Raw genomic sequence first — 16264 nt, 5'->3', positions numbered from 1 at the left:
GATTTCTTTTTCTTAACAGTCCTTTATTCGTCTCATTATTCATTCAAACAAGTTGCTTCAACGGAACTGTTGAGTAAAATGAAACAAGAGTTTGTGAGGGGTTTATGAGCAGTTCTTCAGATAGAGTTTCGTCCCGGGAAATCCAGGATATTCGTTTCGTTGATGCACTTTCTGATCGGTATCTCAGTTATGCATTATCAACTATTATGTCCAGATCTTTGCCGGATGTTCGCGATGGTTTGAAGCCTGTCCATAGACGTCTTCTTTATGCGATGCGACAATTAAAACTTGATCCTGGATCAGGCTTTAAAAAGTCTGCTCGTGTTGTCGGTGATGTCATGGGTAAATTCCACCCTCATGGCGATCAATCAATCTACGACGCCCTTGTCAGGTTGGCGCAGGAATTTTCCCTTAGGTTTCCTTTGATCGATGGTCAGGGTAATTTCGGAAATATTGACGGGGATAATGCTGCTGCAATGCGGTACACAGAAGCCCGTCTAACGGCAATTGCCGGGGAACTTCTTAGAGATATAGATCAAAACACCGTTGATATGCGTCCGACTTACGATGGTGAATCTGATGAACCCTGTATTCTGCCGTCTGCCTTTCCCAATCTCCTCGCAAATGGGGCCCAGGGAATTGCCGTGGGGATGGCAACATCAATACCGCCACATAATGTTGGCGAAATATGTGATGCACTTCTTTATATGATCAAAACCCCGAATGTTGGGTTTGATAAGCTTGTTGATTTTATTCCCGGACCGGATTTCCCGACAGGGGGTGTCATGGTCGAAGGGCGTGATGCCGTTCTACAAGCCTATAGCACTGGCCGAGGATCTTTCCGGGTTCGGGCCAAATGGGAAACAGAAGACCTCAAGGCCGGGCAATATCAGATTATTATTACCGAAATTCCGTTTCAGGTTCAAAAATCCAAATTGATTGAGAAAATTGCAGAGCTTATTAACAATAAAAAGCTCTTCCTTCTTAATGATGTCCGTGATGAATCTGCTGAAGATATTCGTGTTGTTCTTGAGCCCAAAAGCCGTAATGTTGACCCTGTCGTCTTGATGGAATCATTATTTAAATTGACCGAACTGGAAAGTCGGGCAAGCTTGAATATGAACGTCCTGGATGCTGATCAGGTTCCGCGCGTTATGAATCTGCGTGAAGTTTTACAGGCATTCCTGGATCACCGTCATGTAATTCTTGTCCGGGCCAGTAACTTCCGCCTGAATAAGATTGCAACCCGCCTTGAAATTCTCGAAGGTTATTTGATTGCCTATCTTAATCTGGATGAGGTTATCAAGATTATCCGGGAAGAAGATAAGCCGAAACAGGCTCTGATGAAGCGCTTTTCACTTTCCGAAATTCAGGCGGAAGCCATTCTCAATATGCGCTTACGCGCTTTGAGAAAACTTGAAGAGATTGCCATCAAAGGTGAGCACGCAGATCTAACAGCAGAAAAAGCAGATCTTGAAGACATTCTGGCGCGAGAAGAGCGCCGATGGGAAATTGTTGGCAATCAAATCAAAGATCTGCGCAAAACCTACGGACAAAAAACAGAACTTGGCAAACGCCGCACAGAAGTAGCAGATGCACCAACTGATGTTGTTGTGCCGCTTGAAGCTGTGATTGAAAAAGAACCTTTGACAATTCTTTGTTCAGAGAAGGGTTGGATACGTGCGCTAAAAGGTCATCAGGAAGATACAAGTGACGCCAAGTACAAAGAGGGCGATACCGGACGTTTCTCTATTCTTGCACAAACAACTGATAAACTTTTGGTTTTTGCGAGCAATGGACGCTTCTATACATTAGGTGCTGATAAGTTACCGGGAGGGCGTGGTTTTGGTGAACCCTTAAGCCTTATTCTGGATTTACCTAATGATCAGGAAATCGTTGATATTCTTGTTTATCGTCCTGGTCAGCAATTGCTATTGGCATCAACTGATGGCAGAGGCTTCCAGATTAATGAAAATGATGTCATTGCCCAGACACGCACGGGTAAACAAGTTTTAAATGTTGCTGATGGAGCCAGCGCTTTCATCTGTTATCAGATTGGCGAACACGATGACATGGTCGCCGTTATTGGTGAGAACAGAAAGTTACTGGTCCTCAAACTTGAAGAGTTACCTGAAATGGCCAGAGGACGTGGCGTTATTCTCCAAAAATATCGAGATGGTGGTCTGTCAGATATTAAAACATTTAAAAACGGTATGGAAAAAGGTGAGGGGCTAACCTGGTGTGATACGTCAGGACGTACATGGACCCGTAATGAAATCATTGATTGGCATGGCCGCAGAGCAAGCGCTGGACGCCTTCCGCCGACTGGTTTCCCAAGAACCAACAAGTTCAGTTAAATCATAAGGCGATATCAATATATGATATCGTCTTTTACGTTATCATTCTATTCTTCGCTTAAAGCTACTTGCTTCTTCTTTAGAGAAAATAGATGCGTTATATAAAGAATTAAACCGCCTGCCAATAGTCCCCAAAAAGCGCCGGAAATTCCAAAAAAAGTAACACCAGAAGCTGTTGTAAGAAAGGTGACAGCCGATGCCTCTCTTTTATCAGAGTCACTAAATGCAGCAAGAGCAGCATTGGAAAAAGCACCAATCAAAGCAAGACCGGCAACTGCGGCAATCAATATACCGGGAGCAATAACAGCAAATGTTGTCACAAGCCCGGAAAGTAAGCCAAATACAATATAACCAAGGCCACTTATAACCGCAGACCAATAGCGTTTTGTCGGGTCAGGATGAGCATCCTCGCTGGCACACATTGCTGCTGTAATCGCAGCCAGATTAACGGCATGCCCACCAAAAAGTGCACTGACACCGGAAAAGAATCCCGTAATCGCAATCAGTGACCCGGAGTTTGGCTCATAGTTATGGAGTTTTAAAACCGCAATACCAGGTACATTTTGCGAAGCCATCGTCACAATGAAAAGAGGAATGGTAATTCCAATTAACCCCGCTAGGCTGAATTCAGGGGAAACCGTTGTAAAAGAAGGCACAATATTACTAAATAGTTCAGTTTTGTTGGCTGTCGTAAAGTCGATACCAAAAATCATGATAAGAATTAAAGCAATCAGAGCTGCTGGAACGGCAAGCAATTTATTTATACGCCCCGCTATGATCCAGGCCAAAAGAATGCAAAGTCCAAACAATGGCTTTTCTGCAATTGCTTTAATCGGTGCCAGACATAAACCAAGCAAAATCCCGGCAAGCATTGCATTGGCAAGAGCCGAGGGGATCTTATTAACCGCTCGTCCCAGTGATTTCCAAAGGCCTGCAATAACAAATAAAACCGCACAAAGAACAAATGAACCAACCGCAACAGAAAAACCACCGGGAATAGTGCTCGTACTGGCTAAAAGTGCCGCCCCAGGCGTTGACCAGGCAACACTAACAGGAAGTTTGCTATGCAGACTGAGAACAATGGCACATAATCCCATTGCAATGGATAAAATCATTAAAGCTGTCGCAGCCTCTTCTTCCGAAGCACCAACAGCTCTGATACCTTGAAGAACAACAGCAAAAGAGCTGACAAACCCCACAAAGGCGACTAGCAGCCCCATAAATGTACTTTGTAATGATAAATCACGTAACATAGCATTTTATTTGTATATTATAGATAACTTTAATTATCATAGTTATATAAAAATCTAAAACTTATCAAGCCTTGACGGTAAAAATGATTTTAGGTTTGAATATTCTTCGGAACAGTAATTAAAAAAAGCCGCTGAAATTAACCCTCAGCGGCTTTTTTTGTTTTGTCTTTAGGCTGTTGTGTTAGCCAAAGATGACTTTCGGTAACCATGTTGCCAGTTCTGGAAAGAGAGCCAGAATAAGCAGGGCAATAATCTGAATGATCACAAAGGGAATAACGCCCTTGTAGATCTGCATGGTCGTGACTTCCTTTGGTGCCACACCTCTGAGATAAAAGAGGGCAAAGCCAAAAGGTGGTGTCAGGAAGGAGGTCTGCAGGTTCATGGCCATCATCACGCCAAGCCACACCGGGCTGATATCACTCATCAGCAGGATCGGGGCAACAATGGGAACCACYACAAAGGTGATCTCGATAAAGTCGAGAAAGAAACCGAGGACAAACATCACCAGCATGACAATCACAAGCGCGCCATAGGTTCCCCCCGGCATGTGGCTGAGGAACTCATGCACCATGTCATCCCCCCCCAACCCACGGAAGACCAGAGAGAAAACGGAGGCCCCGATCAGGATCACAAAGACCATCGAAGAAATTTCCATGGTCGAGCGCATGATCGGACGCAGAATGTTGGTACGCCAAACCCGACCAAGAGATACCAAAATCCCCCAAAAGAGACCGATAGAAGCAATACCCGCAGCAATAATGGCAATCATATCTGTTGTCGGGATTTCATTTCTGGAAACCCGCAGGTCAAAGAAAGAAATCAGCACCAGCATAAAGAGCAGACAGAGGGTTGCAATAATGGTTGGGCGACGACTGCCAAAGTCCATAAAGTCAAATGGAGAGGTCCGGTCAGCATGTTCTAATAGCCCGAGTTCCTGTGTTCGCATCCCCGCCAGCAAGAGGGAACCAATGGCACCCACAGCCGCTGCTTCCGTAGGAGTTGCAATCCCGCTGAGGATTGATCCCAGAACCGAGACGATCAACGCCACCGGTGGCACCAATGCATGAAGGATCTTGTTCAGGAAAGCCCCGGGCTCAATATGGTTTTCATCCCGTGGAATTGGCGGAGAGCTGTCCGGGCGGATAATGGCCACGATCATCTGATAGGCGATGTACATGCCCACCAGCATCAAGCCGGGGATCAAAGCACCCGCAAAGAGATCCCCAACCGACACAGGATCAGGAGACCAGTTACCGATTGCCCGCTGGGCATCGGAATAGGCATTGGAAATTTGATCCCCAAGGATAACCAGAACGATTGAGGGTGGAATGATTTGACCGAGGGTTCCCGCCGCACAGATAGATCCACAAGCRAGGGAAGGGTCATAGCCTCGGCGCAACATGGTCGGCAGGGACAGCAGTCCCATAGTAACAACCGTGGCGCCGACAATCCCGGTTGAGGCCGCAAGCAAGGCCCCGACGATGGTCACGGAAATCCCCAGGCCACCGCGGACAGAGCCAAAGAGCTGCCCCATGGTATCGAGCAGTTCCTCGGCAACCTTGGACTTTTCGAGCATCACACCCATAAAGACAAAGAGCGGGACGGCAATGAGGATCTCATTGGTCATGGCATTACCATAAATACGTGATGGCAAAGCCCCGAAGAAAGAGAGATCAAAAACACCTGTGGCATAGCCAATCAGGGCAAAGGCTATGGCAACGCCCGCAAGGGTAAAGGCCACAGGGAAACCTGCCATAAGAAAGAAGCAGGCCGCGGCAAACATCAGGAGATCAAGAGTTTCAGCCATACTATATTACTCCCGGGCCGTCTTCTGCGGCCTTATGTTCAGCGCCTTTGATAATGGCGAGCGCGTGAATGGCCATGGAAATACCTTGCAAAGCCATCAGGGCACAAAAGGCAATGATCGAGCTTTTGAGAATATAGACTGCGGGGATACCGCTGGTCTCTTTGGAAGATTCGAAAATGGACCAGGAATCTGCSACATAGGGCCACCCATAGATCAGGATCAGTGCCARAACMGGGAGCAGGAAAAAGATCACCCCGAAGAARTCSACAAAGGCCTGTTTACGTTCACTGGCTGCCCCATAGAAGATATCTACCCGGACATGCCCACCGTGCAACAGGGTATAACCCGCACCGAGCATAAAGAGAAAGCCATGCATATAGATAATTGATTCCTGCATGAAGATGGAACCAATCCCGAAAACATATCGCAACAGAACCACAGYGAACTGAACGAGCACCATAAAAAGTGCCAGCCAGGAAACAGTCCGGCCGACGCGTTCGTTCAAAGCATCRATGGCCTTTGCGAGGGAAAGAAACCCTGCCACAGTAGTCTCCCTATCAATCTATTATCATAGTCTTTTTAATTTACTTTTACTCAAGGCGCGAAGAGTGACGTGTAGATTGTCTTACACGAAGGATGCTGCAACGCTGAGAAAGAGTGAAGTAAAATGACTACTCTTATTATTTATCCAAAAAGAGGCCAGCAGGGGCTGGCCTCTTTCATGTTGGTTTTCACTGATCCGACAATGGTTAGATCTTCAGTGCAGCGCCACGTGCAGCTGTGTAGTCTGACTCGGACAGTTTGGTCCAGCGGGAAACCTTGCGACGGAATTCAACATAGCTATCGTAGATCTCTTTGGAGATATCGTCCGTTTGCCCGACTTCTTTCACAACTTCTTCGGACTTGGCGCCAAGAGCRTCCATGATGTCCTGAGAGAAAGTCCGAAGCTCAACATTATGCTTGTTGAGCAATACATCCAAAGAGTCACCGTTTTTGGCGTTGTACTCTGAAAGCATCATGTTGTTCTCGGCAGCACAGGCAGACTGGATCAGGGCCTGCTCATCCGGAGAGAAGCTTTCCCAAACATCTTTATTCATACCGCAAGCAAGGCCGGAACCTGGCTCGTGGAAACCTGGCTGGTAGTAGTAYTTGGTGACTTTGTAGAAACCAAAGGCCAGATCGTTCCAGGGACCAACCCACTCAGTCGCATCAATCGCACCTGATTCGAGKGATGGGAAGATTTCGCCACCCGGYAGGGTTACAGCCGCTGCACCAATACGGCGTAGAACTTCACCACCAAGACCTGGCATACGGATCTTGAGGCCTTTGAAATCTTCGAGTGTATTGATTTCTTTGTTGTACCAACCACCCATCTGCACACCAGTGTTACCRGCCATGAAGGATTTYAGGTTATACTGTGCAGACAGCTTGTCCCAYAGTTCCTGACCGCCGCCATAGTGTACCCAGGCGTCGAGTTCGTTGGCTGTRAAGCCGAAAGGAACAGCTGTGAAGAAGTTAAAGGCTTTGTGTTTACCCTGCCAGTAGTACTCGGCTGCGTGATACATATCCGCTGTACCGTTGGAAACGGCATCAAAGGATTCAAAAGGTGGCACCAGCTCACCCGCAGCATATAGTTTTACGTTCAACTTGCCGCCGGAAGCAGCCGTGATACGATCGGCAACACGCTGGGCACCGGTTCCCAGACCGGGGAAGTTCTTTGGCCAGGTGGTTACCATTTTCAGGTCGCGTTTGCCCTGTGCAATCGCTGGTGCGCTCAGTGTGGCCGCTGCAGCACCTGCTGCTACACCCGTAGCTGCACCCGTTAGAAACTTTCTACGATTCATTAAAATTGCCTCCAGTTGGAAAGAATAATCTCAAAGTTTTTTAAGATCTCTCATTTTTATTATGACACCGTTTCTATGACGGCTTGGTTCTATGCCTAGAATCTTGGAGACTGTTTATCAGCAACAGTCCGGGATTTAAATTCGCAGCAGTTGGTAGTTAATCACGTTTAGTGGGGGGACGGAAATACCAACTAATACTGAGAGAAAAGCAAAAAGTTGCATGCTATAGTCTGATTTTGTCGCAAATATCCCATATGTATTAAAAGGTGAACGGAAAGTAACTTTATGAATTTAAAGCAGAAAGTACTCTTGCTTGCAACCGTTCCCTTGATATTGGCAATATCGGCCATATCCATTTTGGTGACCTATCAAACACAGAGTCTGTCTAATGACGAGATAGCGGCATTTGAACGAAATATGCTTAATGCCAAGAAATTGGAGTTGCTCAATTACCTTAGTTTGGCACAGACATCCATAAGACATATCTATGAACCGGCAGCTGCAGGTGATCAAGAAGCCAAGGCGCAAGTAAAAGAAATCCTGAAGACGCTAACTTACGGTGAAGATGGTTATTTCTTCGTCTATGATTTCGAAGGAACAAATCTGGTCCATCCCAAGCAGTCCGAATTGATTGGGAAGAACTGGTGGAATCTTGAAGATACCACAGGTAATTTAGTTATTCAGAATTTGATCTTCCGAGCGCAAGAGGGGGGTGGTTTTCATCGTTATCTCTGGGCGAAGCCTTCCAGCGGAGAGATTAGAGATAAAATCAGTTATGCTATTGCACTTGATAAATGGGGCTGGATGCTGGGAACCGGGCTCTATATTGACGATGTCATTGCGCAGGTGGCTGAGTTTGAGCTGGAAGTTGAAGAGCGTATCAAGCAAACGTCTTTAATTATTTTAGTGATCACCTTTACGGCAGTCGGCGGTGTTTTTATTACAGGAATTGCCATTAATCTGCATGAACGCCGGGTGGCCGACGGAAAGCTAAAAGACCTGACACAGCGTATTATTGAAACGCAAGAAGAAGAGCGGGGGCGAGTGGCACGCGAACTTCATGATGGTATCAGCCAGATTTTGGTTTCCATAAAATATGCACATGAAATTGCATTGAAAAAAGCCCAGCGGATAACAGAAGATACCGAAGGTGTTGCCGGTGCCATTGAAAAAGGGGCAAATGCTTTAAACATTGCGATTAGTGAAGTTCGGCGTATTTCCAGGGATCTCAGACCAAGTTTGCTTGATGATTTAGGGCTATCCCCAGCTTTGGAAAGCCTGGGGCATGAGTTTTCAGAACGTACGGATATCAAAATTAAAATCAGTACGGTAACCTTTAGAAATTTGTTACCGAAAGATGCAAAGACAACTCTCTTTAGAGTGGCACAGGAAGCGTTGACGAATATTGAACGTCATGCAAATGCTGACTATGTAAATATTGCGTTGACTGCGCATCAGGGAATCGTGACATTGGAAATTTCTGATAATGGCTCGGGGTTTGATATTCAGGGGCTTCATACAAAAAAAGATCCTCTCGCCGGAATTGGGTTGCGAAATATGCAGGAGCGTATGGAACATCATGGTGGGGAGCTGGAGATTACATCTTCCTTATCAGGGACAAAAATTGTTGCGACACTTCCAAAAGGTATTCTGCGTACGGAAGCCGAGATTAAATCATGACAAATGAACAAACAGTAATATCTGTGTTGCTATGTGATGATCATCCTTTGGTTCGGGATGGCCTAAGGTCCTGTCTGGAGCTTTATGACAACATTGAAGTGATCGGAGAAGCAACCACAGGAACTGAAGCTTTGGCAAAAGCCGAAGAGCTGAGACCTGACGTTGTTTTAATGGATATTAACATGCCGGAACTGAATGGGCTGGATGCAACTGAGATGTTTGCGGAAAAATATCCTGAGATCAAGCTCTTGATCCTTAGTATGCACAATAATCGTGAGTATATATCAAGTGCCTTGCGTTATGGAGCTAGGGGGTATGTGCTGAAGGATGTCCCATCTCAGGAAGTTGTTGCCGCGATTGAAGCAGTTCATCTTGGCGGAACTTATTTTAGTTCTGGCGTGTCTAAAATCCTGATGTCATATCAGGATCATGATGTGGAGGGGCCGTTAACAACGCGTGAACAGACAATCTTGTTGTTGTTGGCAGAAGGAAAAAGTAACAAGCATGTTGCCTTGGAATTGGACATAAGTGTACGAACAGTTGAAACGCATCGCAAGAATATCAAAAGAAAGTTGGATATCAGTTCCACAGCTGGTCTTACACGATACGCGCTCGAGAATGGATTGCTTTCAAGCTAAAGTAATGATTTCCTGAAATATAGTTTTAGCCACGCCAGAAACGTGGGAGAATCATTACCATAATGGTGAAGAGTTCCAGTCGTCCAAGAAGCATTCCTGCGGACATGAGCCACTTGGCACTATCCGGTAAAGGCTGGAAGTTTCCGGCAGGGCCGATCGTTTCCCCAAGACCAGGACCGACATTTGCAATCGCTGTTGCTGCACCTGAAACGGCAGTAATGAAATCCAGACCGGAGAAACCCAAACCAACTGCGAGCAAGACAAAGCTGACGGCAAAGAGGAAGAAGAAACTCATTACTGAGTTTGATACATTTTCCGGGATCGGGTTACCGTTATAGGTTGGAAAGAAAATGCCGTTCGGTTGGATCAAGCGGTTAAGCTGTGCCTCTGCTGTGGAGTAGAGTACTTGCAGGCGGAATATCTTGATCCCGCAGGTTGTGGATCCTGCACAGCCGCCCACAAACATCAGAATAAATAGCAGAGCAAGGGCAAAGCCACCCCACATTCCATAGTCGGCAGTCGTAAAGCCACTACCGGTCATCAGAGAGATGACGTTAAAAGCTGAAAGCCGTAAGGCGGTGGCGAAAGAATAGCCATTATCAGCGATGAGCCAGTAAGTGATCAGAGCAATTGAAAGTCCGAGAATGATCAGAAATGTTTTTACCTGGCTATCCTGTATCAACGATTTGAAATCACCCCGAATAACACGCAGGTAAAGAATAAAGGGTATCGACCCCAACACCATAAAGGCACTGATAGCCCAGTGAATTTTCGGATCCTGAAAATGTCCTATTGATGCATCGTAGGTAGAGAAGCCGCCTGTTGCAATTGATGTCATTGCGTGTACGACAGCATCAAAACCGCTCATACCCAACAGAGATAAAACGATAGCAGCACCAATTGTGATAAAGACGTAAAAGATCGCGATAGCGGCGGCAATTTGGGCTGCTTTTGGAAGAACTTTGTCAGCTTCAAAAGCTTCAACCCGGAACATCTGCATACCACCAACTTGCAATATCGGAAGAATGGCAACGGCCATCACAATAATACCGATACCGCCAAGCCATTGCAGAATGCCACGCCAGAGAAGAATACCCGGAGGTGTTTCATCCAACCCGACAATAATGGTGGATCCTGTTGTTGTGATCCCCGACATGGACTCAAAAAAGGCGTCGGTGATACTTAACTCAAGTTCCGAAAATGCGAGTGGGACGGCCCCCGCAATGGCAATGGTTAGCCAGGCCAGATTTGTTATAATAAAGGCTTCGCGCAGACTAAAGGCAGTCCAGGTCGCGTTGGTTGCCAAAACCATGGATATGCCAACAGAAAGGCTGAGGGCAGAAGACGTCGCGAAAACGCGCCAGTCAGGGTGTCCTGCTGCGGCATCGACGATGGCAGGTATGATCATGGCAATGGCCATGATTGAGAGCAGTATTCCTGTAACGAAGACGACGGGGCGGAACTTGATCATCTTCAAACCTTTTGGTCGAATAGCGTTTATTTTGACCAATGAAATACCGTCGGAAATGTTCCCGGGGTCGTCCATCGGGTTGCCTGAATGGCGCCTAAGAGATCTTGGCTTTGTTCAAGGTGATGGGCAAAGCCAAGGGTGAAATCTCGGGGAGAGTACCAGAAATTTAAGCTTATTGGTATGCAAAAGCCCCCTATCCGCATTGCGGATTAATGGGGGCTTTGTGTTTTTGTCTGTCTTAAGATGCTGAAGAAGAAGGGTTTCCAATCAGAGACAGGAACTCTCGTCTCGTTGACGGGTTGGTCCGGAACAGGCCGAGCATGCGGCTGGTTACCATTGTGACACCTGACTTGTGGACACCGCGTGTGGTCATACACTGGTGCGCGGCTTCAATAACAACCGCGACGCCTTTGGGTTGAAGTACTTCGTTAATCGCGTTTGCCACTTGTGCCGTCATCTTTTCCTGAATCTGCAATCGTTTTGCATAGGCTTCAATAACGCGGGCAAGCTTACTGATGCCAACCACACGATTATTGGGCAGATAGGCTACATGTGCTTTACCGATAATCGGTGCCATATGGTGTTCGCAGTGAGATTCAAAACGGATGTCTCTGAGCAGTACAATCTCGTCGTATCCCTCGACTTCTTCAAAAGTGCGTTCCAGAAGTTCTCTTGGCTCTACATTATAGCCAGCAAAAAACTCTTCATAACTACGTACCACGCGATCTGGCGTGCCCAGCAGACCTTCGCGGGTCGGATCGTCGCCGGCCCAGCGAAGAAGGGTTTCAACAGCGGCCAGTGCTTCATCGCGTGAAGGGCGGATGACTTTGCTATCTTTGTCACTCACGGACTGTAATCCTTAAAGCTTCTTCCGGGCATATTCCGCAAGAAGGGTTGTTTTAATTTGGACGCGCGATCTCGTAAGGGCTGTCCAGTGAAAAGGGAGGAACCAGTACGTCATACAGTTCCCCGCTTGGGTCTTCCATCTCATAACTACCACACATGATCCCTGAGGCAGTAGAAAGGGGCGTCCCGCTTGTGTATTCGAAACTTTCACCGGGTTTCAAGAGAGGTTGTTCACCAACCACACCTGCACCTCTGACTTCCTGGATACGTCCCATTGAATCAGTAATCCGCCAATAGCGATTTTTAAGGGTGACGGCTTCATTACCTGTATTCTCTATCTGAACCTGATACGCCCAGACATAATGGTCATCAGTAGGTGACGACTGATCTTCAAGAAAAGTCGGTGTTACTGTTACCGTTATAGACCGGGTTGTCTGGCTATACATGAACACGGGCTCCTAAGCTATCCTAAAACGTGGAAGCTTTTATCTCGTTTCTGTCGCGAGAGCAAAAATCAAGATGGTATTCTGTTATTAAAAAAATCTAATATCACTTTGTGAGATGACTGTTAATATAAATATATCACCAGAAAGCAATCCCTTCTTTGTATTGTTTGTACAAATAATGATGAAAAGTATTCGGAAAATTGGTTCTAAAAATCGGATATTTGAATGATTCTTCCACCTGTTGATTTGGCATCATCAGGATCATGAGTCACCAAAAGTGCTGGCAGGTTGTTGGCGCGGGCGTGACGAAAGACAAAATTACGGAAACGGGCGCGTAATTCAGCATCAAGTTTGGAGAAAGGTTCATCAAGCAAGAGTGCGCGTGGTTGAGAGAGTAGCGTTCTCAGAACGGCAATTCGTGCACGCTGTCCGCCAGATAAAGTTGCCGGGTCACGGTTTCCGAACTTCGACAATCCGGCATCGTTAAGAGCCTGAATGATTAAAGTATTTCTCTCTCTTTTTCCTTTCACATGAGCGGGAATCCCAAAACCCAGATTCTCGTTGATGGACATGTGAGGGAAAAGGAGGTCTTCTTGGAAAAGCATACCTATGTGACGTTCTTCCGGTGGCAAGTTTATGAGATTGAGTTCATCCAGAAGAACTTGACCTTCGAGAGAGAAATCCCTTTCTAGCGTTCCGCTGATTGCAGCAAGCAGGCTTGATTTTCCACAACCGCTTGGCCCCATTATAGTTACAATTTCCCCCGGAAAAATACTCAGAGATATTTTTGAAAAGAGCCGCTCTCCTCCCAACGAAAGCGTAAGCTCTTTTATATGGAGAGAAGGGGCCGACGTTGCAGAAATTGAAGCCTGTTGAAAGGTTTTCTGTTTCATTGTGTAACTTAATGTCCTTTCAGGGCACGACGATTACGAAAGACAATATTTGGTAAAGCCAATGCAACCGCAAAACATAACAAGGGTAACAAGGCCTGAAGCAACGCATAAACAGCAATAATGCGTCTGTTTCCACTTGCCGAGAGATTAACGGCTTCGGTTGTCAAAGTAGAGAATCTCCCGCCGCCGACAAAGAGAGTGGGTAGATATTGAGCAACTGAAACAGCAAAACCGATTGTGAGCGCAAAAAGCAATGGTCTGAGTAACATTGGCAATCTTATACGCCAAAAAGCACGTGCAGGACTTATCCCCATGGAAAGGGCTACTTTGATATAGCGATCATCGTGTTGTCGATAAGGATCTGTAAGGGATAAAAAAACATAGGGAAGAACAAAGAGAAGGTGGCTCCAGATTATTGCAAGCCAACTGGCGTTAATTGCCGTCTTTATTGTCAAAACCTGTACGCCAAAAAGAAAAGAAACCTGTGGTATCATAAGCGGTAAATATACCAACCATAGAGCTCCTGACCCCGCTGACTTTCCCCGACGTTTCTCATTTTCAAGGCACGCAACGACGAGAACAACTGCAATAAAAGAACTAATCAAGCCGATAATCAGGGTCGAGGAACTGCTGCACAACAGGTCATGTATATTGCGGTTCCAATTTTGTGTACTCCAGACCGATGGTACAAAATCCGGATATCTCCATCTACGGGTGAAGGACCAGAGAACTATGACAAGTAGGCTGCCAAAAAACAAAATAAAAATACTATTTAATGATACTTTGGAGAGTATCCGAACAGATCTTTCAGCCAGAGGTCTTTTACCATTTGTTAACCAACGTCTGCTCAACCGGGATATTGTTTTCTCTGCGGTCCACCACAGGAAAATTGTGCTGACAACAACAAGAAGCTGAAGCAATGCCCCGGCAGCGGCGATTGTTCGATAGCTCAAATCAGGATCGTTGAACCATCGAAGAACTAGTATTGATAATGTTGGCGGTGTTGTGGGGCCAAGGATAAGGGCAATGTCAACAACGGAAAGGGAGAAAGCAAGCACGGCGTAAATGGGAAGACGAATTTGCTTGTAGATGATAGGCAAGACACCTTTTACCCATGCTGAAACGGGGTGGTATCCCAAAGTTTTAGCCAGCTTGAGGCGTTGCTTTGCTTGTGATTGATCCAGTGCGGCCAATATCATCAGCAACAGGTAGGGTGTTTCTTTGATCATCAAACCAAGAATGAGGGATAACCCCCATTCATCATGGATAATCGCAACATCTGGAGGGCGGTCCCATCCTGTTGCCCAGGGAGAAAACGCTCTTGCGATCCAGCCACTTGGGGCGATGAAGAACGCAAGACCAATGGCGAGTGCTGAATGTGGAATAGCAAGAATTGGGGCCAGAAGCTGACGTGCTTTTTCAAAGCTGTTTGTTCCTTGCCACGCTGCGACAAAAGACAACGATAATATCAAGGAAAGAAGTGTTGCTATTATCCCGCTGCTTACAGATGTGAGAAGGGCACTGTGTAACGCTGGATGGTCAAAAAGTTGTATCCATGCAGTTATATTGAAAGATACCTGCCCGATGACGGGCAAGTATCCAAAGGCTGGTAGAACGGTACTGAGAAAGCCAGCGAGAACGGGTAGTAGAAAAACCATAAGTGTCAGCACAGGCACAGTACGCAAGCTAAAAAGAACGCCGAGAGCTGAATTGAAAGGTTTTGTCATGGCTTGATAGTATCGTATTCGCTTACGGATAATACAGTTTATTGTCCGTATCGCGTCAGCCATTCTTTTTCGATGCGTTCCATCCAGCTTGGGTGTGGTTCCAGCAGGGTTGGCCCTAAATCTTGCGGAGACAGTGTCGCAGCACCCAATTCAATTTCAGAAAATGTCTTTTTATCTTCAGGTGACAGTTTTGCGATAGAAAGAACAGTATCATCACCCCAGTACTGCGGATCTTGTTTACGGGCCTGTGCTTCCGGGCTCATCAGAAAATTGGCAACAATCATCGCGGCTTCTTTACTGGATGAATTATAAGGAATGGCAACAAAGTGGGTATTCCCAATTGTTCCCTTGCCGAAAACAAAGGTTCTCACGCTTGGTGCCAGTTCACCTGATTTGATAAGGGAAGATGCTGATCCTGGATTGAAAGAGAGGTGAATATCGACTTCGCCGTCATCCAGCAGTTGCTGTTGTGCCGAACTGCTTGCCGGAAACTGTTTGCCATCACGCCAGAGAGCCGGGTGCATCCGATCAAGATAGCTCCATAAAGCTGAGGTAGTTTTTTTGAACTCGGCCTCGTCGGTTACTTCTTCTCGAAGGATTTCTGGATCTTGAACAGATTCAACAAGAACCTGTTTTAGAAAGGTAGACCCCAAGTAGTCTGGTGGTGATGGATATGTAAAACGTCCGGGATTGTTCTGGGCCCACGTTAAGAGTTCTGTTGCAGAGTTTGGTGTATTCTTTACACGGGCGCTGTCATAGATGAAGTTAAACTTCGCCATTCCCCATGGCGCTTCCAGACCATCAACCGGAATTGTGAAGTCCGTTGTTGTGGTGGCTTTGTTTTCGATATCCACAAGATGATAGCTCGGAAGATTTTCTGTGAAGGGACCAAATAGAAGCTCGTTCTTTTTCATCGAGGCAAAGTTTTCACCGTTAATCCAGACGAGATCTACAGAGCCCTCGGTGTTTTTACCGGCGGTTTTTTCGGCAAGAACCCGGCTGACAACATCTGCGGTGTCCGTAACTTTGACGTGTTTAAGGGTGATTTTATTATCTTCCCAAACCCGTTTGCCAACCCAGGCAATGTACTCATTAATAAGTTCACTGCCACCCCAGGCATTCCAATAAACGGTTTGTCCCGCGGCTTTGGCTTCAATTTTTGACCAGTCCTGATTAGGCAGATCGCTATCCTGAGCAAGAACACTTTGTGCTGTTGATGAGCTGAAAATAAATCCTGCTAAAAGAACGGCGGAAGTGAAAGTCTTTTTGATCCCCATAGATAACCTCATTTATGAAATCGGC

13 protein-coding genes are annotated in these 16264 nt (G+C 46.3%); 3 read left to right on the top strand and 10 right to left on the bottom strand.

The features are described from left to right. Window positions 1-104 precede the first annotated feature (104 nt). Window positions 105-2357, top strand: a complete 2253-nt coding sequence (gene parC / locus D9A03_RS01350; protein WP_120495439.1) for a DNA topoisomerase IV subunit A — start codon at window positions 105-107, stop codon at window positions 2355-2357. A 47-nt stretch (window positions 2358-2404) separates the two neighbouring features. Here parC and D9A03_RS01345 read toward each other — a convergent pair whose 3' ends face one another. From D9A03_RS01345 to D9A03_RS01330, 4 genes are all read right to left on the bottom strand, one after another. Next, window positions 2405-3610, bottom strand: coding sequence for a benzoate/H(+) symporter BenE family transporter (locus D9A03_RS01345; RefSeq protein ID WP_120495438.1), 1206 nt, complete (start codon window positions 3608-3610; stop codon window positions 2405-2407). Window positions 3611-3791: 181 nt separating this feature from the next. After that, window positions 3792-5417: a TRAP transporter large permease subunit gene (locus tag D9A03_RS01340; protein WP_120495437.1), complete on the bottom strand. Its 1626-nt coding sequence runs from the start codon at window positions 5415-5417 to the stop codon at window positions 3792-3794. 1 nt (window position 5418) lies between these two features. Then, on the bottom strand, window positions 5419-5961 hold the full coding sequence (locus tag D9A03_RS01335; protein ID WP_120495436.1) for a TRAP transporter small permease subunit: 543 nt from the start codon (window positions 5959-5961) through the stop codon (window positions 5419-5421). 205 nt (window positions 5962-6166) lie between these two features. After that, on the bottom strand, window positions 6167-7261 hold the full coding sequence (locus D9A03_RS01330; protein WP_120495435.1) for a TRAP transporter substrate-binding protein: 1095 nt from the start codon (window positions 7259-7261) through the stop codon (window positions 6167-6169). Window positions 7262-7546: 285 nt separating this feature from the next. On the opposite strand from D9A03_RS01330, the gene D9A03_RS01325 reads away from it, so the two are divergent. Next, window positions 7547-8941, top strand: a complete 1395-nt coding sequence (locus D9A03_RS01325) for a cache domain-containing protein (protein ID WP_120495434.1) — start codon at window positions 7547-7549, stop codon at window positions 8939-8941. After that, on the top strand, window positions 8938-9579 hold the full coding sequence (locus tag D9A03_RS01320) for a response regulator transcription factor (protein ID WP_120495433.1): 642 nt from the start codon (window positions 8938-8940) through the stop codon (window positions 9577-9579). Before D9A03_RS01325 ends, D9A03_RS01320 begins: the two co-directional genes overlap by 4 nt. 25 nt (window positions 9580-9604) lie before the next feature. Here the strand turns inward: D9A03_RS01320 and D9A03_RS01315 are convergent, their stop codons facing one another. The 6 genes from D9A03_RS01315 to D9A03_RS01290 form a co-directional block, all read right to left on the bottom strand. After that, complete coding sequence (locus D9A03_RS01315; protein ID WP_371682933.1) at window positions 9605-11125, bottom strand: TrkH family potassium uptake protein; 1521 nt, start codon at window positions 11123-11125, stop codon at window positions 9605-9607. 163 nt (window positions 11126-11288) lie between these two features. Continuing rightward, window positions 11289-11897 (bottom strand): GTP cyclohydrolase I FolE, encoded by a 609-nt coding sequence (gene folE / locus D9A03_RS01310; RefSeq protein WP_047765473.1) that lies wholly within the window; start codon window positions 11895-11897, stop codon window positions 11289-11291. A gap of 52 nt (window positions 11898-11949) precedes the next feature. After that, window positions 11950-12342: a Co2+/Mg2+ efflux protein ApaG gene (gene apaG / locus D9A03_RS01305; protein WP_120495432.1), complete on the bottom strand. Its 393-nt coding sequence runs from the start codon at window positions 12340-12342 to the stop codon at window positions 11950-11952. A gap of 206 nt (window positions 12343-12548) precedes the next feature. After that, complete coding sequence (locus tag D9A03_RS01300; RefSeq protein WP_120495431.1) at window positions 12549-13235, bottom strand: ATP-binding cassette domain-containing protein; 687 nt, start codon at window positions 13233-13235, stop codon at window positions 12549-12551. 8 nt (window positions 13236-13243) lie between these two features. Beyond that, on the bottom strand, window positions 13244-15025 hold the full coding sequence (locus tag D9A03_RS01295; RefSeq protein ID WP_254054951.1) for an ABC transporter permease: 1782 nt from the start codon (window positions 15023-15025) through the stop codon (window positions 13244-13246). Next, the gene (locus D9A03_RS01290; protein WP_216825350.1) at window positions 15001-16239 is read right to left on the bottom strand and encodes an ABC transporter substrate-binding protein; all 1239 of its coding nucleotides are present in this window, start codon (window positions 16237-16239) and stop codon (window positions 15001-15003) included. Before D9A03_RS01290 ends, D9A03_RS01295 begins: the two co-directional genes overlap by 25 nt. Window positions 16240-16264 lie beyond the last annotated feature (25 nt).

The sequence above is a fragment of the Kiloniella sp. EL199 genome (assembly GCF_900313065.1).
Classification (GTDB): domain Bacteria; phylum Pseudomonadota; class Alphaproteobacteria; order Kiloniellales; family Kiloniellaceae; genus Kiloniella.
This window is presented reverse-complemented; position numbering and strand designations above follow the sequence as displayed.

Bases quoted from the DNA above. Each gene is read 5' to 3' on its own strand.
- D9A03_RS01295 (WP_254054951.1), bottom strand. From the start codon at position 15,025: ATGGCTGACGCGATACGGACAATAAACTGTATTATCCGTAAGCGAATA.
- D9A03_RS01315 (WP_371682933.1), bottom strand. From the start codon at position 11,125: ATGGACGACCCCGGGAACATTTCCGACGGTATTTCATTGGTCAAAATA.
- apaG (WP_120495432.1), bottom strand. From the start codon at position 12,342: ATGTATAGCCAGACAACCCGGTCTATAACGGTAACAGTAACACCGACT.
- D9A03_RS01325 (WP_120495434.1), top strand. From the start codon at position 7,547: ATGAATTTAAAGCAGAAAGTACTCTTGCTTGCAACCGTTCCCTTGATA.
- D9A03_RS01290 (WP_216825350.1), bottom strand. From the start codon at position 16,239: ATGGGGATCAAAAAGACTTTCACTTCCGCCGTTCTTTTAGCAGGATTT.
- D9A03_RS01300 (WP_120495431.1), bottom strand. From the start codon at position 13,235: ATGAAACAGAAAACCTTTCAACAGGCTTCAATTTCTGCAACGTCGGCC.
- parC (WP_120495439.1), top strand. From the start codon at position 105: ATGAGCAGTTCTTCAGATAGAGTTTCGTCCCGGGAAATCCAGGATATT.
- D9A03_RS01345 (WP_120495438.1), bottom strand. From the start codon at position 3,610: ATGTTACGTGATTTATCATTACAAAGTACATTTATGGGGCTGCTAGTC.
- D9A03_RS01320 (WP_120495433.1), top strand. From the start codon at position 8,938: ATGACAAATGAACAAACAGTAATATCTGTGTTGCTATGTGATGATCAT.